The organism is Gordonia oryzae (genome assembly GCF_003797185.1).
GTDB classification, from domain to species: Bacteria; Actinomycetota; Actinomycetes; order Mycobacteriales; family Mycobacteriaceae; genus Gordonia; species Gordonia oryzae.
In genome coordinates this window covers 1-21,064 of the sequence record NZ_RKMH01000027.1, presented here as the reverse complement: position 1 = coordinate 21,064, position 21,064 = coordinate 1, and the positions used below count along the sequence as shown (strand labels likewise).

13 protein-coding genes and 1 pseudogene are annotated in these 21,064 nt (G+C 62.3%); 5 read left to right on the top strand and 9 right to left on the bottom strand.

Annotated elements, in window-relative coordinates; all coding sequences use genetic code 11:
• Window positions 1-12 precede the first annotated feature (12 nt).
• Window positions 13-231, top strand: coding sequence for an IS3 family transposase (locus EF294_RS22835; RefSeq protein ID WP_425459461.1), 219 nt, complete (start codon window positions 13-15; stop codon window positions 229-231).
• On the opposite strand, the gene EF294_RS21110 is transcribed toward EF294_RS22835, so the two are convergent.
• The 5 genes from EF294_RS21110 to EF294_RS21090 are packed head-to-tail and all read right to left on the bottom strand — an operon-like array spanning window position 228 to window position 15,644.
• Entirely contained in the window at window positions 228-1,382 is a 1,155-nt protein-coding gene (locus EF294_RS21110; RefSeq protein ID WP_123933139.1) for a protein NO VEIN domain-containing protein, read from the bottom strand. The two genes, EF294_RS22835 and EF294_RS21110, sit on opposite strands and share 4 nt — an antisense overlap.
• Window positions 1,379-3,496: a UvrD-helicase domain-containing protein gene (locus EF294_RS21105; RefSeq protein WP_123933137.1), complete on the bottom strand. Its 2,118-nt coding sequence runs from the start codon at window positions 3,494-3,496 to the stop codon at window positions 1,379-1,381. The genes EF294_RS21110 and EF294_RS21105 overlap by 4 nt, the downstream gene beginning before the upstream one ends.
• Before the next feature lie 18 nt (window positions 3,497-3,514).
• Entirely contained in the window at window positions 3,515-7,621 is a 4,107-nt protein-coding gene (locus tag EF294_RS21100; protein ID WP_123933135.1) for an Eco57I restriction-modification methylase domain-containing protein, read from the bottom strand.
• Window positions 7,618-10,494, bottom strand: a complete 2,877-nt coding sequence (locus tag EF294_RS21095) for a helicase-related protein (protein ID WP_123933133.1) — start codon at window positions 10,492-10,494, stop codon at window positions 7,618-7,620. The genes EF294_RS21100 and EF294_RS21095 overlap by 4 nt, the downstream gene beginning before the upstream one ends.
• Window positions 10,491-15,644 carry a DEAD/DEAH box helicase gene (locus tag EF294_RS21090; RefSeq protein WP_123933131.1) on the bottom strand — a complete coding sequence of 1,718 codons (5,154 nt, stop codon included), beginning with the start codon at window positions 15,642-15,644 and terminating at the stop codon, window positions 10,491-10,493. Before EF294_RS21090 ends, EF294_RS21095 begins: the two co-directional genes overlap by 4 nt.
• Window positions 15,645-16,166: 522 nt before the next feature.
• On the opposite strand from EF294_RS21090, the gene EF294_RS21085 reads away from it, so the two are divergent.
• Together EF294_RS21085 and EF294_RS21080 are read left to right on the top strand one after the other, a co-directional pair.
• On the top strand, window positions 16,167-17,387 hold the full coding sequence (locus tag EF294_RS21085; RefSeq protein ID WP_123933129.1) for an ISL3 family transposase: 1,221 nt from the start codon (window positions 16,167-16,169) through the stop codon (window positions 17,385-17,387).
• Window positions 17,388-17,754: 367 nt separating this feature from the next.
• Window positions 17,755-17,970, top strand: a pseudogene (locus tag EF294_RS21080) (hypothetical protein); the annotation flags it as partial.
• Between the two features lie 8 nt (window positions 17,971-17,978).
• On the opposite strand, the gene EF294_RS21075 reads toward EF294_RS21080, so the two are convergent.
• Complete coding sequence (locus EF294_RS21075) at window positions 17,979-18,344, bottom strand: Rv2640c family ArsR-like transcriptional regulator (RefSeq protein ID WP_079929793.1); 366 nt, start codon at window positions 18,342-18,344, stop codon at window positions 17,979-17,981.
• Between the two features lie 98 nt (window positions 18,345-18,442).
• Between EF294_RS21075 and EF294_RS21070 the strand changes: the two genes are divergently transcribed.
• On the top strand, window positions 18,443-18,928 hold the full coding sequence (locus EF294_RS21070) for an ArsI/CadI family heavy metal resistance metalloenzyme (RefSeq protein WP_172398815.1): 486 nt from the start codon (window positions 18,443-18,445) through the stop codon (window positions 18,926-18,928).
• 23 nt (window positions 18,929-18,951) lie between these two features.
• On the opposite strand, the gene EF294_RS21065 is transcribed toward EF294_RS21070, so the two are convergent.
• Genes EF294_RS21065 through EF294_RS21055 form a run of 3 tightly spaced genes read right to left on the bottom strand, consistent with a single transcriptional unit; the run spans window position 18,952 to window position 20,802 of the window.
• Complete coding sequence (locus EF294_RS21065; protein WP_123933127.1) at window positions 18,952-19,362, bottom strand: arsenate-mycothiol transferase ArsC; 411 nt, start codon at window positions 19,360-19,362, stop codon at window positions 18,952-18,954.
• Window positions 19,355-20,443 carry an ACR3 family arsenite efflux transporter gene (gene arsB / locus EF294_RS21060; RefSeq protein WP_123933125.1) on the bottom strand — a complete coding sequence of 363 codons (1,089 nt, stop codon included), beginning with the start codon at window positions 20,441-20,443 and terminating at the stop codon, window positions 19,355-19,357. The genes EF294_RS21065 and arsB overlap by 8 nt, the downstream gene beginning before the upstream one ends.
• Window positions 20,440-20,802, bottom strand: coding sequence for an ArsR/SmtB family transcription factor (locus EF294_RS21055; RefSeq protein ID WP_079929799.1), 363 nt, complete (start codon window positions 20,800-20,802; stop codon window positions 20,440-20,442). The genes arsB and EF294_RS21055 overlap by 4 nt, the downstream gene beginning before the upstream one ends.
• Window positions 20,803-20,948: 146 nt before the next feature.
• Between EF294_RS21055 and EF294_RS22830 the strand changes: the two genes are divergently transcribed.
• A partial coding sequence (locus EF294_RS22830) for a transposase (protein ID WP_148083260.1) occupies window positions 20,949-21,064 on the top strand: 116 nt, incomplete at its 3' end.

The window sequence follows — 21,064 nt, the reverse complement described above, 5'->3', positions numbered from 1 at the left end:
GGGCGTACCGGGATTTGTTACGATAATGCTGTATCGGAATCTTTCTTCGCCTCGTTCAAAAAGGAATTGATCCATACTAAGCCGTGGCCCACGATCGAACGAGTCAAGTCCGAGGCATTTGATTGGATTGAAACCTACTACAATCGCAAGCGCAGGCATTCCACACTGAATTATTTGACGCCCGTGGAATACGAGTTGGGATATAGGAGTCCGGCGGAACTCTCCGCTTAAACCGTGTCCACAAAAGCGGGAACACTCCAGTTCGGTGTCAGGATCACCGAATCGACGCGCTGCGCTGATCCTTTGACTTCGACATGAAGCTCTTCTTCGTTAAACCTCAACGCCCGCAGGTCGTATGGTTTGCCGACCGGAACAATGTCGGTGTACCCGTCAGCTTTGAGCATCGCGATGGCGGTATCTTCGGCATGAACCTCGACAGCTTGGCGCAACAACGGATCGGCTTGACGACGAGCGTTCCCCAGGGGGATGTCGGGGTCAGACTCCTCTCGATCACGCCCTCGCAGATCCAAGTTCGCCATCTCAAACTGTGCGGACAAGAGCGGAACCGCGTCAACCAGGCCAGGTGGGAACGCGGTGAAGTAGGTGACCGCAGCGCCGTGAAGGTGTTGCTGACCTGTCCCGGGAAAGTTGATCTGAAACGGGAACTGACCAAAACGCGCGTCGTCGCGGGAGTCTAAATAGACGTCGACGATGCTCTCGATCTCAATGCGCAGGTCGTCCAACGTGATGGGCTCCCGAAACAAGATTCGGTCACGCAGCTCGACGTAGACGCCGCCCGCGTCTTCCTCGGGATGGTTGGCCACCACCGAGACTCCACGAATAGCTTGCTTCCAGTAGTGCAAGATCATGTCGCCGGGTTCGACAGACCATACTCGACTGAACGCCGGCCGGGTGCTGTCATCGTCTTTGTACTGCGCAGCAAAGAGGAATTCGCCCAAGCCCTCAGAGTTCGTGTCGCGACGAATCTCCATCCACAAACGCGGGGAAGCGTCAGCATCCGGCTCATCATCTTCGTCGAGGTCCACGGGCACGATCGACGTTTCGTCCACCGGAGGTATCGGGTCGAGGTTGCCGCGGGTACCCCCAGCCCGTGCTGCGTCGTACTTATCTGCCTGGGCCGGTCGACGCTCGCGAAGGTCCTCCAACTCGTCCTTTTGCGCAATGTAGGCGATACGCCAGCCATTGCCGTCGTATCGTCCCACGATCGGACGCTTCCGGTAGCTGGTCGTCTGCGCACGAAGATGATCTTCAACGCGCCCGAGGTCGCGACTGATCGACTCGGGCGACGACCCCGGGACACAGAAATGCTCTAGCGACCGCCACCACGCGAACCGCCCGCCGTTGGGCAAGGTCTCCGTCATTTGCCGACTCCGTCCGTGGGCGTGTCCAACGCGGCGATGAACGGACTCGGCTGGTCGTGCCACGTCACGAGGAGTTCCTCTCTGGCCCTGGTGCAGGCCACGAACAGCAGGCAGCGTTCGCGTTCGAGGTCTTGCAGGTGGGTCTGCTTGTCCTCATCAATTGGGGTGACCGCGCTCGCCGCGGGCACTTGCTTCGCGCCGACGCCCGCGACGCACATGCACCGGAACTCCAGCCCCTTCATGCGGTGCATCGTGCCGATGCTGACGGCGGAGTCGTCGTCTGAGGCTTTGGCTAGATCGAGGGTGTCGATGCCAGCGGAGCGAAGAGCGTGTTCGATCTTCGCGATCGACCATTTGGCGCGGACTGCGATCCCGATCTCTGACGGTGCAATGCCGTTGTCGACCCACGCCTTGACCGAAGTGGCGATGAACGTCGCTTCGGCATCTGCGTCGGCGTGCCCGCTGAGCACTGGTGGCTTGCCGTGGACGTAGGACTTGCACCCGGCGAGCGAGTCGAGTCCGCCGTCCATGTCATCGACCGGCTCGCCGTGCAGCAGTCCGAGGCTCCAGCCGAGGATTTCGGCGGTGGTGCGGTAGTTGATATTCAGACGGGAGGATCGTCCGGAGATGATGATGCCGACTTCTTTGAGGCTGACGCGGTTGTCGTAGATGCGTTGGTTGGTGTCACCGGCGATGAAGATGTCGTCTGGCGCGACGGGCACTGCGGCACGCAGCAGATGCCACTGGTCGGGGCTGAGGTCTTGAGCTTCGTCGATGACGATGTGTCGAAAAGGCTTCTCTTCCTGTGCTTCCAGCAAGCGAGTGGCTTCCCGCCGCACTGTCTCGTGCGTCCATAGCCCTCGTTCAGTCAGAGTCTGTTCGAAGGCGCTGATGGCTTGCCACACTTGCGTTCGCTGCGCCGATCCGAGCCCGCGGCCGCGTCCGGTGCGTCTGGTCGCCAGGTAAGCATCGAGTGTGTCGATGCGGCGGGCCAGAACAACGTGGCGCCACTCCTCAGACAGGAAGACGGGGCTGTAACTGACGCCCTGCTCTTCGATCAGTTCGGACCAGAGCTCCTTCTCGGCGTCGAAGCTGAGCAAGTGCGGAGCCCCGTTGGTCTTCCGAAACACCCGGTGGGCGATTCGATCGACATGCGACACATCGATTCGGTTCTCGACGTCCTCGTCTTCGACGAGCATGTCGAGTCCGGTCTGGAGACTCTCGGACAGCGTGGACGTGAAGGTGGTGACGAGCACCCTGCCGTCGTCACGCTGTGCGAGCATGTGTGCTCGATGCAGTGCCACGACGGTCTTGCCGGTGCCGGGGCCACCAGTGACCCGAGCAGGCCCTTTGTAGGTGGCGTCGACGACGGCCCGCTGAGTCGGATGCAGGTACACCCGCCAGGTGGCGAAGGGATAGGCGAAGACGTCCATCAGTTCGTCAGGTCCGCTGACCAGCACGACGCGGTCGTTGCTCCGCTTGATGGCCGCATCGACGTCGGTGGTATCGACTGGCTCGTTGAGAATCTGAGCGCCGAGGTCGGCCCATACTTCCTCAGGGGTGAAACCTGCCGCGAGTCCGAACAGTACGTCCCACTGTGTTTCGGGGAGAAAAGACTTCGCGGTGTCGAGTTGGGCCGGGTCCGTCACCGTTCGCGCGAACGCGAGGACCTTGTCGTCGATACCCAGACCCTTGAGCACCCCATCCTTGATGTCAGCAAAGACGGGCGTGACGGCGCCCGTTGCGGCCGCTGCTTCGCGTTCGGGGATCTGGCGGTCGAGTTCGGCTTCGTCACGGATCTCGATGCCTCCGGTTGCGGAGTTGACGGAGATGTTGCTGCGCTGGGCCCACTGGTACGCGTCGTCATGGGGTAGAACCTTGAGCAAGGTGTAGACGTCACCAGTCTCAGGAGCGAGCACAACGCCGCGCCACGATTGGTCGATCCGGATGGACCGAAATCTCGAATTTCGGGCGTTCGCAATCTTTTCCAGGTGCAGACCGGTGTGCGTCGCACTGTCGAACTCGTCAAAGACCTCGGCGACCCGTTTCGCGACGGCCCTCTCCATTTTGGCGAGGTCGGTGATGAATCCCTTGTCGATGGCAAGTGTTGGCATTAGTCTTCCGTCGCTTAACTATTCGGGGTGGCGGGGGCCATGGCCGGCGGGAGGATCGGCAAGGGGCTTCCAGCCCTTGCCGCCGTTGACGATTGCTCCGGCCATTCGGTCGTACGCCTCGAGGACGATACGCTTCGTTCGGTACTCGCCAAGGTCGCGCTCTTCGAATTTGCGTACGACATTAAATGAGTCAAGAACGTGCTCGGCATCCACGCGATCGAGGCCGTATATGTGTAGGAACCCTGCGTCGAGATCCGCTCTTAGTAGACCTCTACGGTGAGGGTCCCAGCGGAACGGCGGTCCATCCGAACCGAGGACCTCGGCATAGGGTTTGAGCCGCCACGAGGTGTACGACAGTTCCAGTACGTATGCGCGAGTCCATTCACCTAGTGTCACGTCGCGGCGCCACGGAGTGAGCTCGCGAAAGTCGTCGGGCACGGGGCTGGCAATCTGCTCGACGATGAAGTTGGGCATTCCCGATCCGCTGAACTTCTGTCGCGCAATATAATCGAAGACGAGCGTAGACCATATTGCATGCAGTAGCGGAGAGTTTGCCGGCTCGCCAGGGAAAGCAAGAGGAAACTTGTGACCAACCGCCGAAGTTGGGAAGACGGACGAGATGAATGCACGAGAATCGCTGGATCTCACTACATCTCGCCATCCAAGCAGCCACCCGCTGTCCCAACGGCCTTCCAGCCTCTCGGACACCTTTGAGCGATGAACCCAATAGCGTGCTAATGGTTCGGTATCGTTCGGATCATTGTGGCGTTGGTCTGAGACCCTGGGCAGGGTATTCGCATTAAGTTGCGCTTGGGTTGCATCACGATATGTCCCGTATCGGTGGTCGAAATGTCCTAGCATCTTTGCCTCATAAAGAGGCATGTATTCGACACCTCCGTCAAAGTACGACCACCCGTTGAATTCTGCAGAATCAAGCTGATCTGAAGTTCGGAAGAGGCGGGAGTCGGACGACATGTTAAACAATCCCTGCCTGAACGATAATCGCCAGGGATTTCCGGATTCTCGCCTGTGTTCTATCAGCACAGGGTGGCGGCGATACGCCTTCAATGTAATATCCGCATCTGTTCTACTGCGGAACATCGGAAGATTTCCTGTGTTTGGGTTTAGCGTGACAACCTCATCCGGTGCGAGTTCAAATCTGCGAAAAGGTATATCCGAAATGTGACGAGTAACGAATGAGAACCTCGTCTTCTCTACTGGAGCCCCGGCGCCGACCATGCAGGTCAGCGCAAACCTCACACGATGATCAACGTCACGGAAGATCTTAGCCTCGTTCTCGAAATCGTAGAATGCGGTAAGTCGACCAGTATCGAGGCTTTCAGCAAAGAAAGCAGCAGTCTCTTTTCCGGTGGCCAGTTGCGTCTCGGTTATGACGCAGGCCCTCCCAGTGGGCGCAATCATGGCCCGCATTGTCTCCGCGAACAAGCTGTAGGTGTTTATCTTTCCTCGTGCCGTCAGCGGATAGCGACCTCCACGCACCAGATTATTGGTCGCATCCGATCGACGGCGCGCTTCCAGAAATCTGCGGTGAACAGTCGGTTCGTGTATGGCGAGCTGTTCAATCAAACGATCGCGAATCGCAGTATTGGCCGCCTTTTCGATCTCCAGGTATCCCAGATTACCGAAGTACTTCGCGTCTTCTAGTTGGAGTCGTCCCCACGGAGGGTTGCCAATCACGCACGAAAACCCGCCCGACCATCCGGTGACTCTGTCGCCGCTGCCATTATTTGGTACCGTGAAAATTCCGGGGAATTCGAGGTGCCAGTGAAAGAATCGGAACTGCCGGGCGAGCAGTTTGATCTGGGTGATTATCTCATCCGAAACTGATTCTGGCGTCTCAATTAAGGCTCGTACTGTGCCATGGGTAATGCCTTGGCCTGACGTACCTTGTCCTGTCTTGCGTTGTACGAAGGCTGCGCACCAGGCATCGGCTACCAGTTTGGCCTCGATCAGGTCGGGGTCTTCTTCCAGTCGTCGCCAAGCGTCTGCACGGGCTCGCAGGGCGGTGACGGACGCTGCGGTGCCGGAGTCTGCCTCGAGTGCGGCTTTCGTGAAGGAAGTGGTCTCGACATTTAGAGTCTCGGCACCGAAACTTAACGTGAGCTGGTCCTGGTCGGCTTCACGTTCTTTCTTGTTGCGCTTCTTGAGAAGCGAGTTCCACTCCGCGTCGTCGTCGCCGAGTGCCTTGAACGCACCGTCGGGTATATTGTGGCGCAGCAATTCCGGGGTTGTGCCGAGTAGAGCGTCGCCGACGCGAAAGTGGGCGTCAAGGAAGGGGAACGGGCGGTCGGGGTCGAAGGCTTCGAGCCATAGAGCGACCTTGGTGATCTCGATGGCCAGGTCGTTGATGTCGACTCCGTAGACGCAGCGTTCGATGACGTCAGCGGTGGCAGCACGAACAGCAGCTGGCACCGGTTCAGTGTCACCCGTGCGGACGGTGGCCAGCGCACCTGCGATGCGTCGTGCGGCGGCGACAACGAAATGTCCGCTACCGCAAGCAGGGTCGACCACAGTGAGATCGAGGAGTGCTTGCTCGGGGTCTGATGTGCGGATTGCGTCGTCGATGAGCGGGTCGAGTGCTTCGTCGAGGACGAGTGCGATGAGATCCGAGGGCGTGTAGTACGAGCCGGATTTCTTGCGTTCGTTGCCGGTGGCTATGTCGAGGCTGAAAGTGCGGTCGTCTGCGTGGTAGCGAGGTGTGTAGGCGAGTAGGCCCTCATACATGCCGCCGAGTTCCTCGCTGTCGAGGTTGCGGTAGTCGACCGATCGGGGGAGTCCCGTGACGGGGTCGTCGATTTGGGAGAGCACCCGCACCGCGGCGAGTAGTGCCCGGTTCGGCAGTTTGGAGCCGGCGAGGATGCCGAGCGCTTTCCGCTCGTAGAGACTGGCGCCGAGCCCGCTGAGCCCGAGGGCGGGCAGTCCGTCGCCGGCGAGGGCGTCGGTGACGATTTGGTGTGCATCCCATAGGTCGGTGTGCCAGCCGCCGATGGGCTCGGCCGCCATGTGGCGTAGACGAGCGGTCGAGAAGTAGTTGGCGTACAGCGCGCGGGAGCTTTCGGAGACCTCGGAGCGATGCAGCAGGCCACGGTCTTCGACGACGAACAGCACGATGAGCCGGTAGGCGATGCGGAGGAGGGCTCGCTGCAGGTCTCGGTCAGCGTCGGTAGCCGCGGCAAGTGACTCTCGCAGTTCGATGTTTGCGGGGTGAGAGACGAACCCGGTTCCCAGTTCGTGAAGGGCTTGGGCGACACCGTGTTGCAGGTTGAGGAGGGCGCGGGCGCCGTCGTCGATGGCGGCGGTGCGCCAGCGTTCGAGCCAGCAGTTGTCGAGCTTGGGTTCGACCTGCTCGACTTCGGCGTCCTCGTCGGATTCTTCGCTTGCGGCAGCTGCTTTCGAGGCCTTGTCGTCGAGCCGGGGCGCGAAGCGGCTGGCGTGGACGGTGAGGAACAGGACACGGAAGTCGGCGTAGAGCTGGTCGGTGAAGATGGCGTCGAGGTCGAACTCGACAAACGACTGCCGGGCAAGGCTAGAGGCGTCACGCAGCAATCGAAGTTGGTGACCGTTAGACAGGATCGCCCACAGGTCGCGGTCTTCGCGGTTGAGGTAGTCCTGCACCATCGCCTGCGGCGCGCGAGCCGTCACTCCCGGTGTCTTGGAGTCGAGATCGATGCCAGCACCGAGTAAGTGGAGTGCAGCCCATGCGGTGGGGTTGGCGGTGTCGGGCCAGGTGACCCTGTGGGAGATGGGGAAGTGAGGTGCTTCAGTCTCGCCGAGGCCCAGTGGAACCGCGAGGGCGCCGGAGACGACATCGGGTCGGCCCCAGCCGAGTTCGTACAGCAGCGGCAGGAGCCATTTGTCGCGCGTGAGCTTGGTAGCGGCGTCGCTTCCGGGTAGTCGCTGGAGCGCGAGTGTCCAGGCGCGGTGCGCGGCGAGCATGGCCTCCCAGGCGCGTGCGATGGCGCCATTGATCGACATCCCAGGCGACAGCTGATAAGCCTCGGCTATCTGGCCGGGCATGCGTAGTTCGTTGGCCCGGGGGATGGCTTCGGCAGGCAGTGCGGTACCAACGGTCCGGACGGCGCGGAACAAGTTCTGGGATGTCATCGGGCACCCGCCTCGGGCAGATACACGTAGAGACCGAGGACATCTGCGGGCGGGAGAAACTTGACGGTGGGTGCGCGTCCGGTCACCTTGGATGCACCGCGCACGGCCTGGTGTTCGGACACCAGGTCTTTCGCCGCCTCCTTTCCGACCGTGGTGAGGTGGGTGTCCAGCGCACCGAGGCGACCCAGCGCGCGGCCCAGTTGCATCCGTGCCAGGGAGTCGTCGACATTGCCGGAGGGCGCAAGGGAGAGCAGAGGGTCGACCTCGGGTTGGGGCAGCCAGGTGAGTTCGTCACCGGTGGCGGTGAATGCCATGAAGGTGGCTTCCTCGGCGACCTGAGTGACGGTCGTGGCTGCGCCGGGGATGGTGATCTCGAGGCGGTGTCGCACCATGATCAATGTCGTCACCTTCTTCACTCCGCCGGTGCGCATCACGCCGGCACGGCGTGCCGGTCGCGCGGTCGGTGGAAGTTGGGAATCAAGTGCGGCGTCGAGGACGTAGCGGGACAGGGCGTCCACCGTGGGGTCGGTGCGGGTCAGGACGCTGTGCCCGGTCGGGATGGGCAGGGATTGGTGGAAATGGAGTCGGCCGTCTTTGACGGGTGGGAGTTGATCGCGCACCGCGGCGGGAAGGGTGTCGATGAGAGCGACGAAGCCGTCGTCGGTGTCACTTATACCGGCTCCCATGAGCGACAGCGCTGCACGCGTGAAGGTTTCGACGTCTGCGGGGCCGCCCAGTGCGCGTCGGACCTCGGTGAGGGCTTGTTCGACGGTGTCGGGTTTGAGGCCGGCTTGCCGGAACCGCGTCCTAGATGCCTTCTCACGCTCAGCGGTGTTGGTCCATTCGACTCCGACCTGGTCAGCCAGCGACTGGGTTGTGGCCTCGGCGAAATCGAGGGTTAGCTGTTCGGCATCGTTGCCGCGCAGCAGCATTGACTCCCAGATGGCTTTCATGACGGTGGTGGAGTCCACGGGGATCGGGACGGAGACGCCGATGCTGCGTTTGATGTGTTCGTGCCGTCTGATGAGGACCTTTAGGACGATGCCGTCGATGCCGTTATCTTCGCCGTAGTAGGTCACGGTGCGCACCGTGGGTGCTTGCTGGCCGAACCGGTCGACGCGGCCTTCGCGTTGTTCGTGGCGGGTGGGGTTCCAGGCGAGGTCGTAGTGGACGACGGCCGTGAAGCCGTCTTGCAGGTTGATGCCTTCGGAGAGGCAGTCGGTGGCGACCAAGAGCCGGGGGCCGCCATGTGCGGTCAGGTCTGCAACGCGAGTTTCGCGTTCCTCGGGTGGCAGCGTTCCGGTGACGGCGTCGATCCTGAGATCTTTGTGCGTCTTCGACAGCGCGGTGCCCAGGTGTTCCGCAAGGTAGTCAGCGGTGGGGATGTAGCGGCAGAAAACAATCGGGTGGTAGCCCTCGTCGATCAACTCTTTGAGGATCGGGATGACCCGCTTGAGTTTGGCATCGGACCGCGGACCCTTCAAAGCGGCTGCGGCGGCCGCCAACTCACGGAGTCGTCGCCGCGCTTTGGTGTCGGGATCGTCGGTGTCACCGGTGTCGGCCCCGACGGTGACATCCTCGGCTTCGAGTGTGTCGTCGAGGTCGGTGTCGAGTACGCGCGGTTCGGCATAGGCGTCGACGTCGGACTCGTCATCGGCGGCGGCGACCGCGGATCGGTTGAGCAGGGTTTGTTCGGCGGCAGCGGGGCTGGACGCCAGGCAGCGCAGGAGAGCGATCGCAGACCACCAGCGCACGCGTTGGCGCACCACGCTGAGCTTGGGGTCGGTGACCTGCTCGCGGACGTAGGCCATCACGTCGTCGAACAGTTGTCGATATCCGGGCGTGAGTTTGTAAGTGGGCTCCGGATAAGTCGTCTCCCGCTCTGGGAACGGGGTCTCCTCGTTGAGGTACTCGCGGATGTCGGCGCGTTGGCGTTGAATCATGAACTTGGCCAACAGCTTGCGGTCATCTTCGCGGTCACGCCCAGACAGGTCGGCCGGTAGATCGCCGAGGCGGTCATCAAGTAGGCCAATCAGCGACTGCCAGGCCGTGTCATCGCCACTATGGGGCGTGGCCGTCAGCAGCAGCAGGTGCCGGTCAGGGTCGTCGGCCAGTTTGCGCAGCAGGGCATATCGCAGGTGCGCTTGGGATGACTTGCCGACCGCTTCGGGTGCCACGCAGGTGTGGGCTTCGTCGACGATGACGAGTTCGGGGCAGTGCAAGGCGAACTCGTCGCGCCGTGTTTTCTGTTTGATGAAGTCGGTGGAGATCACCAGGTACGGGTAGTGCTGGTAGACGCTGGAGCCGAACGGCACGCTGCGCATCAGGCGGTTCACCGTGGACGGCAGCAGGAGTTGCGCGTCGATGCCGAACTTGTGCCGGAGTTCGCTCTGCCATTGCGGCGCCAGCTGCGGCGAGCACAAGACTGCCAGCCTTTGTGTTTGGCCGGTGGCCAGCAACTCGGCTGCGATGAGGCCCGCTTCGACGGTCTTACCGATGCCGACGCCGTCGGCGATCAGCAGGCGGGTGACGTCTTGGTTGGACGCCATCATCAGCGGGACGAGCTGATAGTTGCGAGGTGTCACGGCCAGTTGGGCGAAGGAGCGGAACGGTCCGCCGCTGGCGCGGAAGGAGAGCCGGAGCGCGTCGCGCAGGAGCCGGGCGCGGCGGGCGTCACCGCGGTCGTCGACAGTGGGTGGTGCGAAGGTGGCCGCTGCGAAATCGTCGACGTCGGGGAGCAGGACGGTGGTTTCTTGCTCGTGGCCGCCGAGGGGGCGAACGAGGAGGGTGCCGTCGGGCGAGCCGGGGAGTACGAGCCAGTCGCGGCCGCGTGCGGTGACCAGGCTGCCGGCCGGGTATTCGAGTGTTGTCATTGGCCTGTCTTTGCCTCGCCGAAGATGCCGCTGTGATCTCCAATGGTGGTGAGCCAACCGGTGTCGGCGTCCTTGTAGTCGAATCGCAACACCAGCCAGCCGGCTTCGTCTTCGAGCTTCATCCGTGCTTGTTCGTCCTTTTCGTGCTGATGTGGGCTGTCGTGGACGGGACCGTCAATGAACACCGCGACGTCCATTCCGTCTGTGTGATAGGCAAAATCGGGCCGCACATAATAGCCGTCGACGATTCGCTGGGCATCGTCGGGGAGCCGATAGCCGTGGTGGTCGAGGAGTTCAAGGAACTTCTTCTCCAGGCTGGAGTCACACGCGTTCGTCAGTCGTTCGAGTTGCGCAGACCTGTCTTCGCCACCGGCACCGACGGCCACCGTCGACGCCGCGAGTCGCCGAAGAAGATCAACGACGCAGTGCCGGTCGAGATGTTGGTGGTCCCACTGGTTGCTGTAAGACAGCAGACAGTCGTAGCAGGCTTGTGCGCAGTCTTCGACGGCGTGGGCTGCCCGGTGGCGGTCCTCGCCGGTGTCGGGGTCGAAGTGCAGGATCTCCACGGCTTTTCGCGCGACCTGAGCGAGTTGTCCGTCCTCGGTGGCCAGTCGCCGCAACACTCCGGCTCCGCCTTCGGCGGCTTCGAAGAACAGTAGTCGTGACCAGGCGTGGTCGCCGGTGTTGGTGGGCAGTGCCTCGACGGCGAGTTCGGCGCCTTCGAGTTGGTAGACGGCCTCGATACCGCGCTTGAGCGCGTACATGGCCGCCATGCGCTGCTCGGTGCCGATCGACGGATCAAGGTGCAGGAGCAGCGCGTTACGGTGGTCCTCGACGTGGGGGATGACCCGCTGGAAGCGGGGGGCTTCGCCGTGCACGTTCTTGGCGAGATCTGCCTCTTTGCCCCAGCGTCCGTCGACGGTGTCGAGGATGTAGCCGCGGACATCTTTGTCCTTGCGGCGGCGGAGTCCGACGTTCATGCGGCGGATCAGGGCGGTGTCACCGTAGGTCATGGTGCCCAGTTCATATCCGCCTTCGGTGATGGTGCTTGTCAGCTGTCCGGCCCGAACCCCGTGGGGCACAAAGCGGATGGTGGTGACGATCTCGTGACCGGCGCGCTGGCGTTCCTCTTCGTCGGCGCTGATGCGGTCACGGCGGCGGGTCTTGACCGACAGCAGTCGCATCAGGTTGGTCATCGTGCTGTCCTGCGCGAACTGGGCGCCGCAATGCTGGCACAGGTCGGGATCGATGGATTCGTGGAGGTATCCGCAGGCCGAGCAGCGTTTGATCTCGGTGATGTTGACTCCGGTGCCGTCGTCACGGGCGGGCAGGCTGACGCGGTTGACTTCATAGCGTGCACCTTCGTGATAGATGAAGGCGCCGGGGCCGAACTCGCTGATCGCCATGAACCGTGGCCGCTGGATGAAGTCCCCTTCTCCGCCGCTGCGGGTCCGTCGCTCAGCCGGGATAAATGCCGAAAGCGGCAGCCGGGGGAACGAGTAGCCGGGCAGGAAGCCTTCAGAGGCAAAGTAGCGGTAAGTGTAGAAGTCGCCTTGCAGTACGTCGTCGACCTGGCCTTTGAGGAGGTCGAGGGCCGCTCGTGCCTCGGAGATGCGTCCTCGTGCACGCTGTTTCGAGCTCTCTGAGGCGCCGATGTTCTTCAGGATCTGGTTGGCGTTGTCGAGTTCGGTCTGGGCTTCGTTGTAAAGGCCGCGCCAGCGGTCTGCTGCGCGGTCGAAGCGCCCGGGCGCCTTGTCGATGGTTTCGGTGATCCAGGTGTCGGTCCACCACGGCGCCGAGGTGACTTCAGTTGTGGCGGTGAGGACGTCGGTGACCGCGGCGATGGCGGCCTTACGACTCGTCGGAGAGCTGATCGTGGTCAGAACCTCAGCGCGCAGAGGCTGTTTGGGCTCATCAATCTCGAGAAGGTCGACCATGCTGGCTTTCAGGTCGAGTCCGCACTTCACCAGCCAGATCGAGTGGGCGTGCGCGCGCACGAGATCCTGGTTGCCGAGTTCCAGGCGCGGTGGCGCCACCGCGCCGGCAACCATGTCCTGACTACGACGGAAGTAGTACGCATCGTGTGCGTTGCCGGTGGCGCAATAGGTCAAGGCAATAGCCGGTTGCCCCGAACGTCCCGCCCGGCCCGACCGCTGCGCATAGTTCGCGGGTGTCGGTGGAACATTGCGCATGCCAACCACATTGAGGCTCTTGATGTCGACACCAAGTTCCATCGTCGGCGAGCAGTACAAGACCGGTAGGCGTGCTTCGCTGAACTCTTCCTCGCGCTTCTGGCGTTTGGATGCTTCGACCTGAGCGGTGTGTTCGCGGGCTTCGAGACCAACAAGTACTCGCGCCTTCTCAGCGTAGAGGGCCCGGAAGTACGGGTTGACCCTTCCTTCGGTGAGGTTGCTGCGGATGGGGTCGGGTGCTCGATACTCACCCGGCGCGGGATGCCAAGCGATTAGATCCGAGCGCACCTGATATCCCGTGGGTCGGCGGGGAGCCTGGATGCGAACCAGGATTCCGGCGCGCGCCATGACGTCCATCAGGGTCTCGATCAGCGCCAGGGCGTCGGCGGTCTTGAGCGCGTGAGGGTAGTCGGGGAACTGGTTGGGTCGGCGCAGCCAACGTCCGTACGCTCCGAGTCCAGACAGGTACAGGTCTGCGCCGATCCCTGGGACAGATTTTGGGCGGCTTCCGGGATAGGCGACGCCGCTGTAGATGCCTTGATCGTCGGAGATCGCCCACGGGTCTTTGAGCCATTCTCTGCTTGCTCGCCGGATCGCATCGAACTTGTCCTCGGTGAGGAATTCGGTCTCGATGCAGAGGTTGCGACGCATTTCGTCGAGGAGGACGTGCATCACCTGTCGCCGGGTCTCGGCGCTGGCACTGGCCAATGGCTCACCGTGGCCGGCCCACTTGCTGTCGTCTGCGGCGAGCTCGTCAACGCCCTCGTAGGTCAGGCGTAGCTGGCCAGTCTGCTCCAGGTTCGGCATGGTGATGCGCCATCCGCGTTTGAGGTCAGCCCAAAGCCGGTAGGCAACGACATCGCGAAGCGCACGAGCGATTTTCCTGCGGGGTACGGGTTCGTCGGCGGTGTCTTCGTCGCGGGCGAAGAACTTCAAGCTCTTTCCGCTGAGCGCCTTGACTACCTCGGGACCGAGGTTCTCGTCGGTGAGAGGCTCCCCGGGATTATGCTCCTGGAACTCAGTCGCCGCACGGTACAACGCCGATCGGACCAGCCCGACCAGTACGAAGTCGTTGAAGTGCCCGGCTTGTAGACTCGCGTCCTGGCGATTATCGCTGAACGCCAAGAACTTTCGGGCCTCGTCGTCGAGATCCGACTCACCACGCAACGACCGAACAATCGACTGCGACAAGACTGTCACCGCGCTCGCACGGCCCTCGGTGCCCAGACTCGCCACGCGCGAGAACTGGGACTGCCGGGTGCTCTCGTAGCTGGTCTTACACGACGGACAGAACTCCAAACGCTCGAAGAACGCCACCGCCAGGCCGTCGTCGGTGATGGTCCCAAACTCGTCCACACGTAAAGAGTTGGGCAGCTTAGGGACACGCGCCTTGTCGAGAACCTGGCCGCCGCCGCTCGGCACCACCCAGTCTTCTGGCACGAGGTCCAGGATGGCGGCATCGTGGTGATCGGGCCACGGTTCATCCGTCAGATACAGCAAGCCGTCGGCGTCAGGGTTTTCGACGAGGTCGGAGTTCGGGATACGGGGAGTGAAGTGTTCGCCGCCCCGTTCGAGGTTGACGACGAGGAAGTCCTGGCCGCATTCGCGGCAGAACGCGAGCGGGAACAGCGGCTGCCCGGTCGGCCTGTTGGGTGCGCTGCGCTGGTACTGCGTGGTGAGGAAGCGCTTTCCTGGAGCTTCCAGCGTGGTGTAGACAGTGTCGCCCTTGCCGATGAACTGGTGCAGCTTGAACGCGAACAGAGAGCGACCTTGGGCATCACGGGCTCGGGACCCGGCAAGCAGCAAGTCCTGCAGTTTGCCGCGGCAGACAGACTCCTCGACACCGGTCTCGGCATGGAGAGTTTCAGCGGCCTCGCTGACCTTCGACGGTGGGCGTCGTGCCAATCTCCCCTCATCGTCGGTGTTGATGCCGAAGTGCTGTTCGGTCCACACTGCCAGTGGGTCGGCTTGGAGCGCAGCCCATTCCGTCGGGGTGGCTTCCACAAGTCGGGACTTGAGCTGGTCCGGGTCGATATCGCCGGTTGTCGCGCGTCGTAATGACTCGCCGACGATGTTGTCGGCCGGCACGTCGACGCCGAAGATTCTGGTGGCCAGTTCGGCGACTTGCTGCCGCTGCTCGGCTTTAGAGCCGGGGCCGGCCAAGGTTGCGCTCGTTCCCACACACTGGACATCGGTGGCGCCGACAGCACCGCGCAGCCGTCGCACCAGCATCGCAACATCGGCGCCCTGGCGGCCGCGGTAGGTGTGCAACTCGTCGAGCACGAGAAAGGAGAGATTCGAGGCACTGTTGATCAGCGCTGTGCGCTCACGTGGGCGGGTGAGCATCAGCTCCAACATGACGTAGTTGGTCAGCAGGATGTCTGGGGGAGAGGCGAGTGTCTTCTCGCGCTCTTCTCTGTTCTCTTGTCCGGTGTAGCGCGCGAACGTGACCTTCGGGTTGGTCTTGCCGAGGAACTTCTCCAACTCGTTGCGCTGGCTGTTGGCCAGAGCGTTCATCGGGTAAACGATGATCGCACGCACACCTTTGCCAGAACCCTCCCGAAGCACGCGCTCGACGATCGGCACGATGTAGGCCATCGACTTACCCGAGCCGGTCCCGGTGGTGAGGACGTACGACTCACACCGGTTGGCAATCTCGAACGCGTCAGTCTGATGGCGATGGAACGTGATCTCGGTACCGACGTCACCCTCGTCCTTGCGAGCCCTGAAGATGTTGACCGCTTCCGGGTGGAGGACGCTCTTCGCGACCAGGTCCGACACCGTGCCCCCGGACTCGAACGCGGGGTTGAGTGCTAGCCAAGGCTCCGGCCACAGCAGGCCGTCGGCGATCTCCTTCTCGACCTTGTCGCGGATCTGTTCGTTCTTGATCTCCAAGAAGCCCTTGACGAAGTTCTCGTAGTCGCCCAGGACCTCGTTCAGGACACTGAACGCATCCATGTGGCGGCCCACCTCTCGTATCCGTCGTGTTCGTAACGGTCACCGGAGTCTGACCCTACTTGGCGGAACCGACACGGATGAGGATTTACTCGCGCGTTTGAGTTGTCGTCAGTGTGCGCCGAGCGCCGAGCGCAGCCGGGCTTCATACTTTGGGTTGGGCCCCGGGCGGTGAGTAGTCGATCGGCTTGTCGATCTCTCCGATAAGGAACACAGCGGCAAGCGCTTCTGCGCATTGCCTGGTATCCAGTATCCGCACTCGCGCTCGTAATCGAAGGCGCGTGAATCAGGGAGGCGTGAGAACCAACGCCCGCTCCCGTCGTCGTGGAAGTGCGGGTAGCTGCGTTGAACTTCCGCGATTTGAGCCTCCGTTGCATCTTCGCCAGGCTGGCGGAAGCTACGATCCAGATGACTCGAGGCTCTTGTGACGTAGTTGTGGGTGGGTTCGGCGTGGCGTTAGGGCGCAACGCCGTTGTGCTGCTTAAGGTTTGGTTTGACTGGAACCGACCTTGAGGAGTCCCGGCGTTGCGCATGGCCAGTGTAGTGCAGAGGGTGTTGTCGATCCCTGCGGTTGTCGAGGATGTCGCGGTGGAGGAAACGACCACCGATCCTGACGGGGTCGTGGTGGTCGGTGTCCCCGCGTATGCGCGTGACCGCTCCCGCTGCGGCGAGTGCGGGCGGCGGTGTCCGGGCTATGACCAGGTCAGCGATGTGCGCCGATGGCGGCATCTGGATGTGGCCGGACGTCGGTGTGTGCTGTCTGCGTCGTTGCGGCGGGTGCGGTGCAGCGTTCATGGCGTGATCACCGAGGCGGTGCCGTGTGCGCGGCCCCGGGCCCGTCACACGCGTGCGTTTGATGACATGGCGGCGTGGTTGACCGCGCACATTCCGATCTCGGCGGTCACCGAGTTCCTGCGGATCGCGTGGCGCAGTGTTTCCGGCATCGTCGAACGGGTCGTGGACGAGCATTTCGCGGGCGTTGATCGGCTGGATGGGCTGGTCAATATCGGTATCGATGAGATCGCCTACCGCACAGGCCACCGCTATCTGACCGTGGTGATCAACCACGACACCGGCCTGATCGTGTGGGCACGTGAGGGCCGCGACAGCGCCACCCTCGCCGAGTTCTTCGACGAGTTGGGACCCGAACGGGCAGCCAGGATAGAGAAGGTGTCCGCCGACGGCGCGGAGTGGATCTGGTCTGCGGTGACCGCCCACGCCCCGCACGCCGTCCAATGCTTGGACCTGTTTCATCTGATTCAGCGGGCCGGGCAGATGGTCGACAAGGTGCGCCGACCTACCGTGGCCACCCACGGCGGACGCAAGGGTGCGATGTGGGCGGTCCGCAAGACCCATACCGATCAGTCCCCTGAACAGCGTGGCATCGTCGAGCAGCTCCGTATCGACAACCAGGAGCTGTACGACGCGTACATGCTCACAGAACAACTCCGCGACGCGATCCGCGCCACCGGAGGCAGGCAGCTGGAGTTGTTGACCGGGGCACAAGCGTGGGCCCGCGACAGCCGCATCCCTGAAATCGCTGCGCTGGGAAGAACATTGGACCGCTACAACGACCCCATCCGCAACGCCCTGCACCACAACCTGACCAACGCGCGCAGCGAGACCACCAACACGCATTTACGCGCACTGACCAAACGGGCCTACGGATTCCACACCCCCGAAGCGCTGATAGCGATGGCCGAACTCACCCGCGGCGGCGCCTGCCCTGCACTGCTCTGGCCGTAATCCACCCACAAGAACGTCAGGAGATCCACCGGGGAGGCTCGTGCCAGGCGGACAAAATTGTCGCCTCGGGCCCAATGGCGCACGCGTTCAACAATTTTCACGACTATCCGCAGGAGCCAAGATGCACACCGGCGGCGACTGACGGGCCGCTCAGAGCCAACGCGTTGTCAAACCTCGCCAAAACGGCCATCAGATTCGCCAAATTTGTGAAAACTCGCCAATCTCGGTGACCGTTCACAGACGAGTTCTCTCATCCATTTCCACTCGTCCTCGTTTTTCGCCGATAAGATACATTATGTCAACTAGAAGCTGTAATGTTGCAACAGATGCAGTGACACCCACCGAGATGCGCATCAGCCTGGGCGCACAAACCGTGATGAAAGAAGTCCGCCGCCTCGGCATCAACCTGCACGGTGCACGCAACAGCGCCCTGGACAACCTCGTCAAACTGGCACCTCCACCCATCGTCGCCGACATGCTCGGCTACAGCTACCAGGTGACCGAACGCCACGCCGCACTGGCAGCCACCACCTACTCCCGCTACGCCCAATCGCTGGCCACGACGATCGCGACCGTGAACTGACCTCATCCTCAACAGCAGCCGGTGCCCGCCCCCAACACCGCACACAACGCCTGCAACGATTCCGGCTGAGCCCGGTAGTACACGTTCATCCCTCGCCGCTGCCCCACCACCATCCCCGCCTTGCGCAGCTGCCCCAGATGGTGACTAGTCGTCGCCTCCGTCACCCCAACCGCGGCCGCGAGATCACACGTGCACACACCCTCACCCGACTCATCGGCGAGCAACATCGCCACCAACTTGATCCGCACCGGATCAGCAAGCGCCTTGAGCCGCAACGCAATCTCGAGCGCATCGTCATCGCCAAGCGGACCCGACGACACCGGAGCGCAGCAAATTGGACCACTGATATCAACCATCGGCAAAGTCTTCGGCACGACTCAACCGTACCCAACCACTTGACATATGTCGAAAAGGTAGGCACCCTGCAGATGATCTTAGTTCGATATATGTCTCACAGGTGAAGGTGATGGTCATGTCCCGTATGCAGCTCGCGCTCAATGTTGATGATCTCGATACCGCGATCGACTTCTACTCCAAGCTGTTCAACACCACTCCGGCCAAGCGCAAGCCGGGATACGCTAACTTCGCGGTCGCAGAGCCGCCGCTGAAACTGGTGCTTCTGGAGAATCCTGGCCAGGGCGGCACCATCAACCACCTCGGCGTCGAGGTCGAGTCGAGCGAGAAGGTGCACGCCGAGATCGCCCGGCTGTCCGGGGAGGGTCTGTTCACGCAGGAGGAGATCAACTCCACCTGTTGCTTCGCGACCCAGGACAAGGTGTGGGTGACCGGTCCGGCCAACGAGAAGTGGGAGGTCTACACCGTACTCGCCGACTCCGACACCTTCGGGACAAGCCCGAAACTGTTGACACAGAACGCCGTCGATAATGCCGACCAAAGTTCGGTGTGCTGCGGAGGCAGCGCCAGCGATCCTACTGAGGCCCGCACAGCCTGCTGCTGACGAGCCGCGGCTCGCTCTCTCGCCTACCGCCCAAGCCGGTCGGCGAGAGAGCGGATGCGGGTGGCGATGTCGTTGCGGATCAACCGCATCCGTTCGATGCCCTCGATGCCACATTCGGAGGGTTCGTCGGTGTTCCACACCTCGAGGGCGACACCTTCGGGCGGGGTAACGTCGGCGGCGCCGATCACCACGACTAGATCTGCGGCCCGCATCAGCTCGTCTGTGAGTTGGCGAGGCTTGTGTTCGGCGACTTCGGCCCCGAACTCGGCGAGCACCTGAGCGGACAGGTCGTTGACCCGGCCGCCGATCTTCGCGCTGGTCCCGGCCGACGACGCGGAGATCCGGTCGGTGATCTCCGGCGTGAGGCGTTCGGCCATCACGGATTTGCCGCGGTTGCTAACGCACACGAAGAGCACATCGATGGGTTCAGGCATGGCGCAGGGGCTCCCTGGTTGCGTTGGTGGTTGTGGTGAAGCGTTTCCGCAGCGCCAAAGACACGTACACGAGACCGACGAGGACGGGAACCTCGATCAGCGGGCCGATCACCCCGGCCAGAGCCTGCCCGGAGGTCGCACCGTAGGTGGCGATCGCGACGGCGATGGCAAGCTCAAAGTTGTTGCCCGCCGCAGTGAAAGAGAGCGTGGTGGTCCGCTCGTAACCCAGTCCCAGCGCGGCGCCCAGGATGAATCCGCCACCCCACATCACCGCGAAGTAGATCAGCAGCGGAAGAGCAATCCGCACGACGTCCCAGGGCTGCGAGGTGATCTGCTCACCCTGCAAAGCGAACAAGATAACAATCGTGAACAGTAGACCGTAGAGCGCCCACGGCCCGAGGCGCGGCAGCAACGAGGACTCGTACCACTCGCGGCCTTTGGTCCGCTCGCCGATGCGACGGGTGAGGTACCCGGCCACCAGGGGGATGCCGAGGAAGATCAGCACCGACCTGGCGATCTGCCACATCGAGGTATCAATGGTGGTCTGTTCGAGACCGAGCCAGCCGGGTAGCACTGACAGGTAGAACCAGCCCAGCACGGCGAACATGATGACCTGGAACACCGAGTTCAGCGCGACGAGGACTGCAGCGGCTTCCCGGTCGCCGCAGGCCAGATCGTTCCAGATGATGACCATCGCGATACATCTGGCCAGACCGACGATGATCAGGCCCGTCCGGTATTCCGGCAGATCCGGCAACAGCAACCACGCCAGCGCAAACATCAACGCCGGGCCGATGATCCAGTTCAGCACCAGCGAGCTGAGCAGCAGGCGACGATCGGCGGTGACCGCGTCGAGTCGGTCGTAACGCACCTTTGCCAGCACCGGATACATCATGATCAGCAGCCCGAGAGCGATCGGCAGCGAGATACCGTCGAGTTCTACCGCCGCCAGTGTCTCTCCCAGCCCCGGGACAGCGCGGCCCAACAGCAATCCTGCAACCATTGCGGCGCCGATCCACACCGGCAGGAACCGATCAAGCATCGACAACTTGCCCGCGACCGCATGACCTGCCCCACTCATCGACCTTCCTCGCACGAATCCGGCTCACCGACCACTGCCGCAAGACCAACTAGTACCTCCGATAACTGCTCGAGCACAACGCTATTCACGCGGTAGTAGACCCACGTGCCCCGGCGTTCACTGGTCACCAGGCCGGCCTCCCGTAACACCCTCAGATGATGCGAGATCGTCGACTGCGACAACCGGATCGGTCCCGAAATATCACACACACAGGCCTGACCACCCGGCCGCGACGCCACCTCCGACAACAACCGCAGGCGCACCGGATCCGCCAACGCCTTCAACGCCGGCGCAAACCGCGCAGCCCGATTCGCACTCAACCCGCCACCGCCCGCAACCAGCACGTCTTGATTCGACATACATCAATATTGACACACATCGAATCAACGGACAATCCAACCCCCGCCATCTACCACCACCGCACGACTGCGGACCTTGAAACTGGACCGTTCCCGCTTTGGTGGACAGCCGGATGGTTCCGGCAGTCACTGAAGGGATTTGATTGATGGGTTCGATGCGGCGGTCGTTCACGGCCGAGTATAAAGCCGAGGCGGTACGATTGGTGTTGGATTCTGGTGATTCGGTTGCGTCGGTCGCCAAGAATCTCGGTGTTCATGAAAT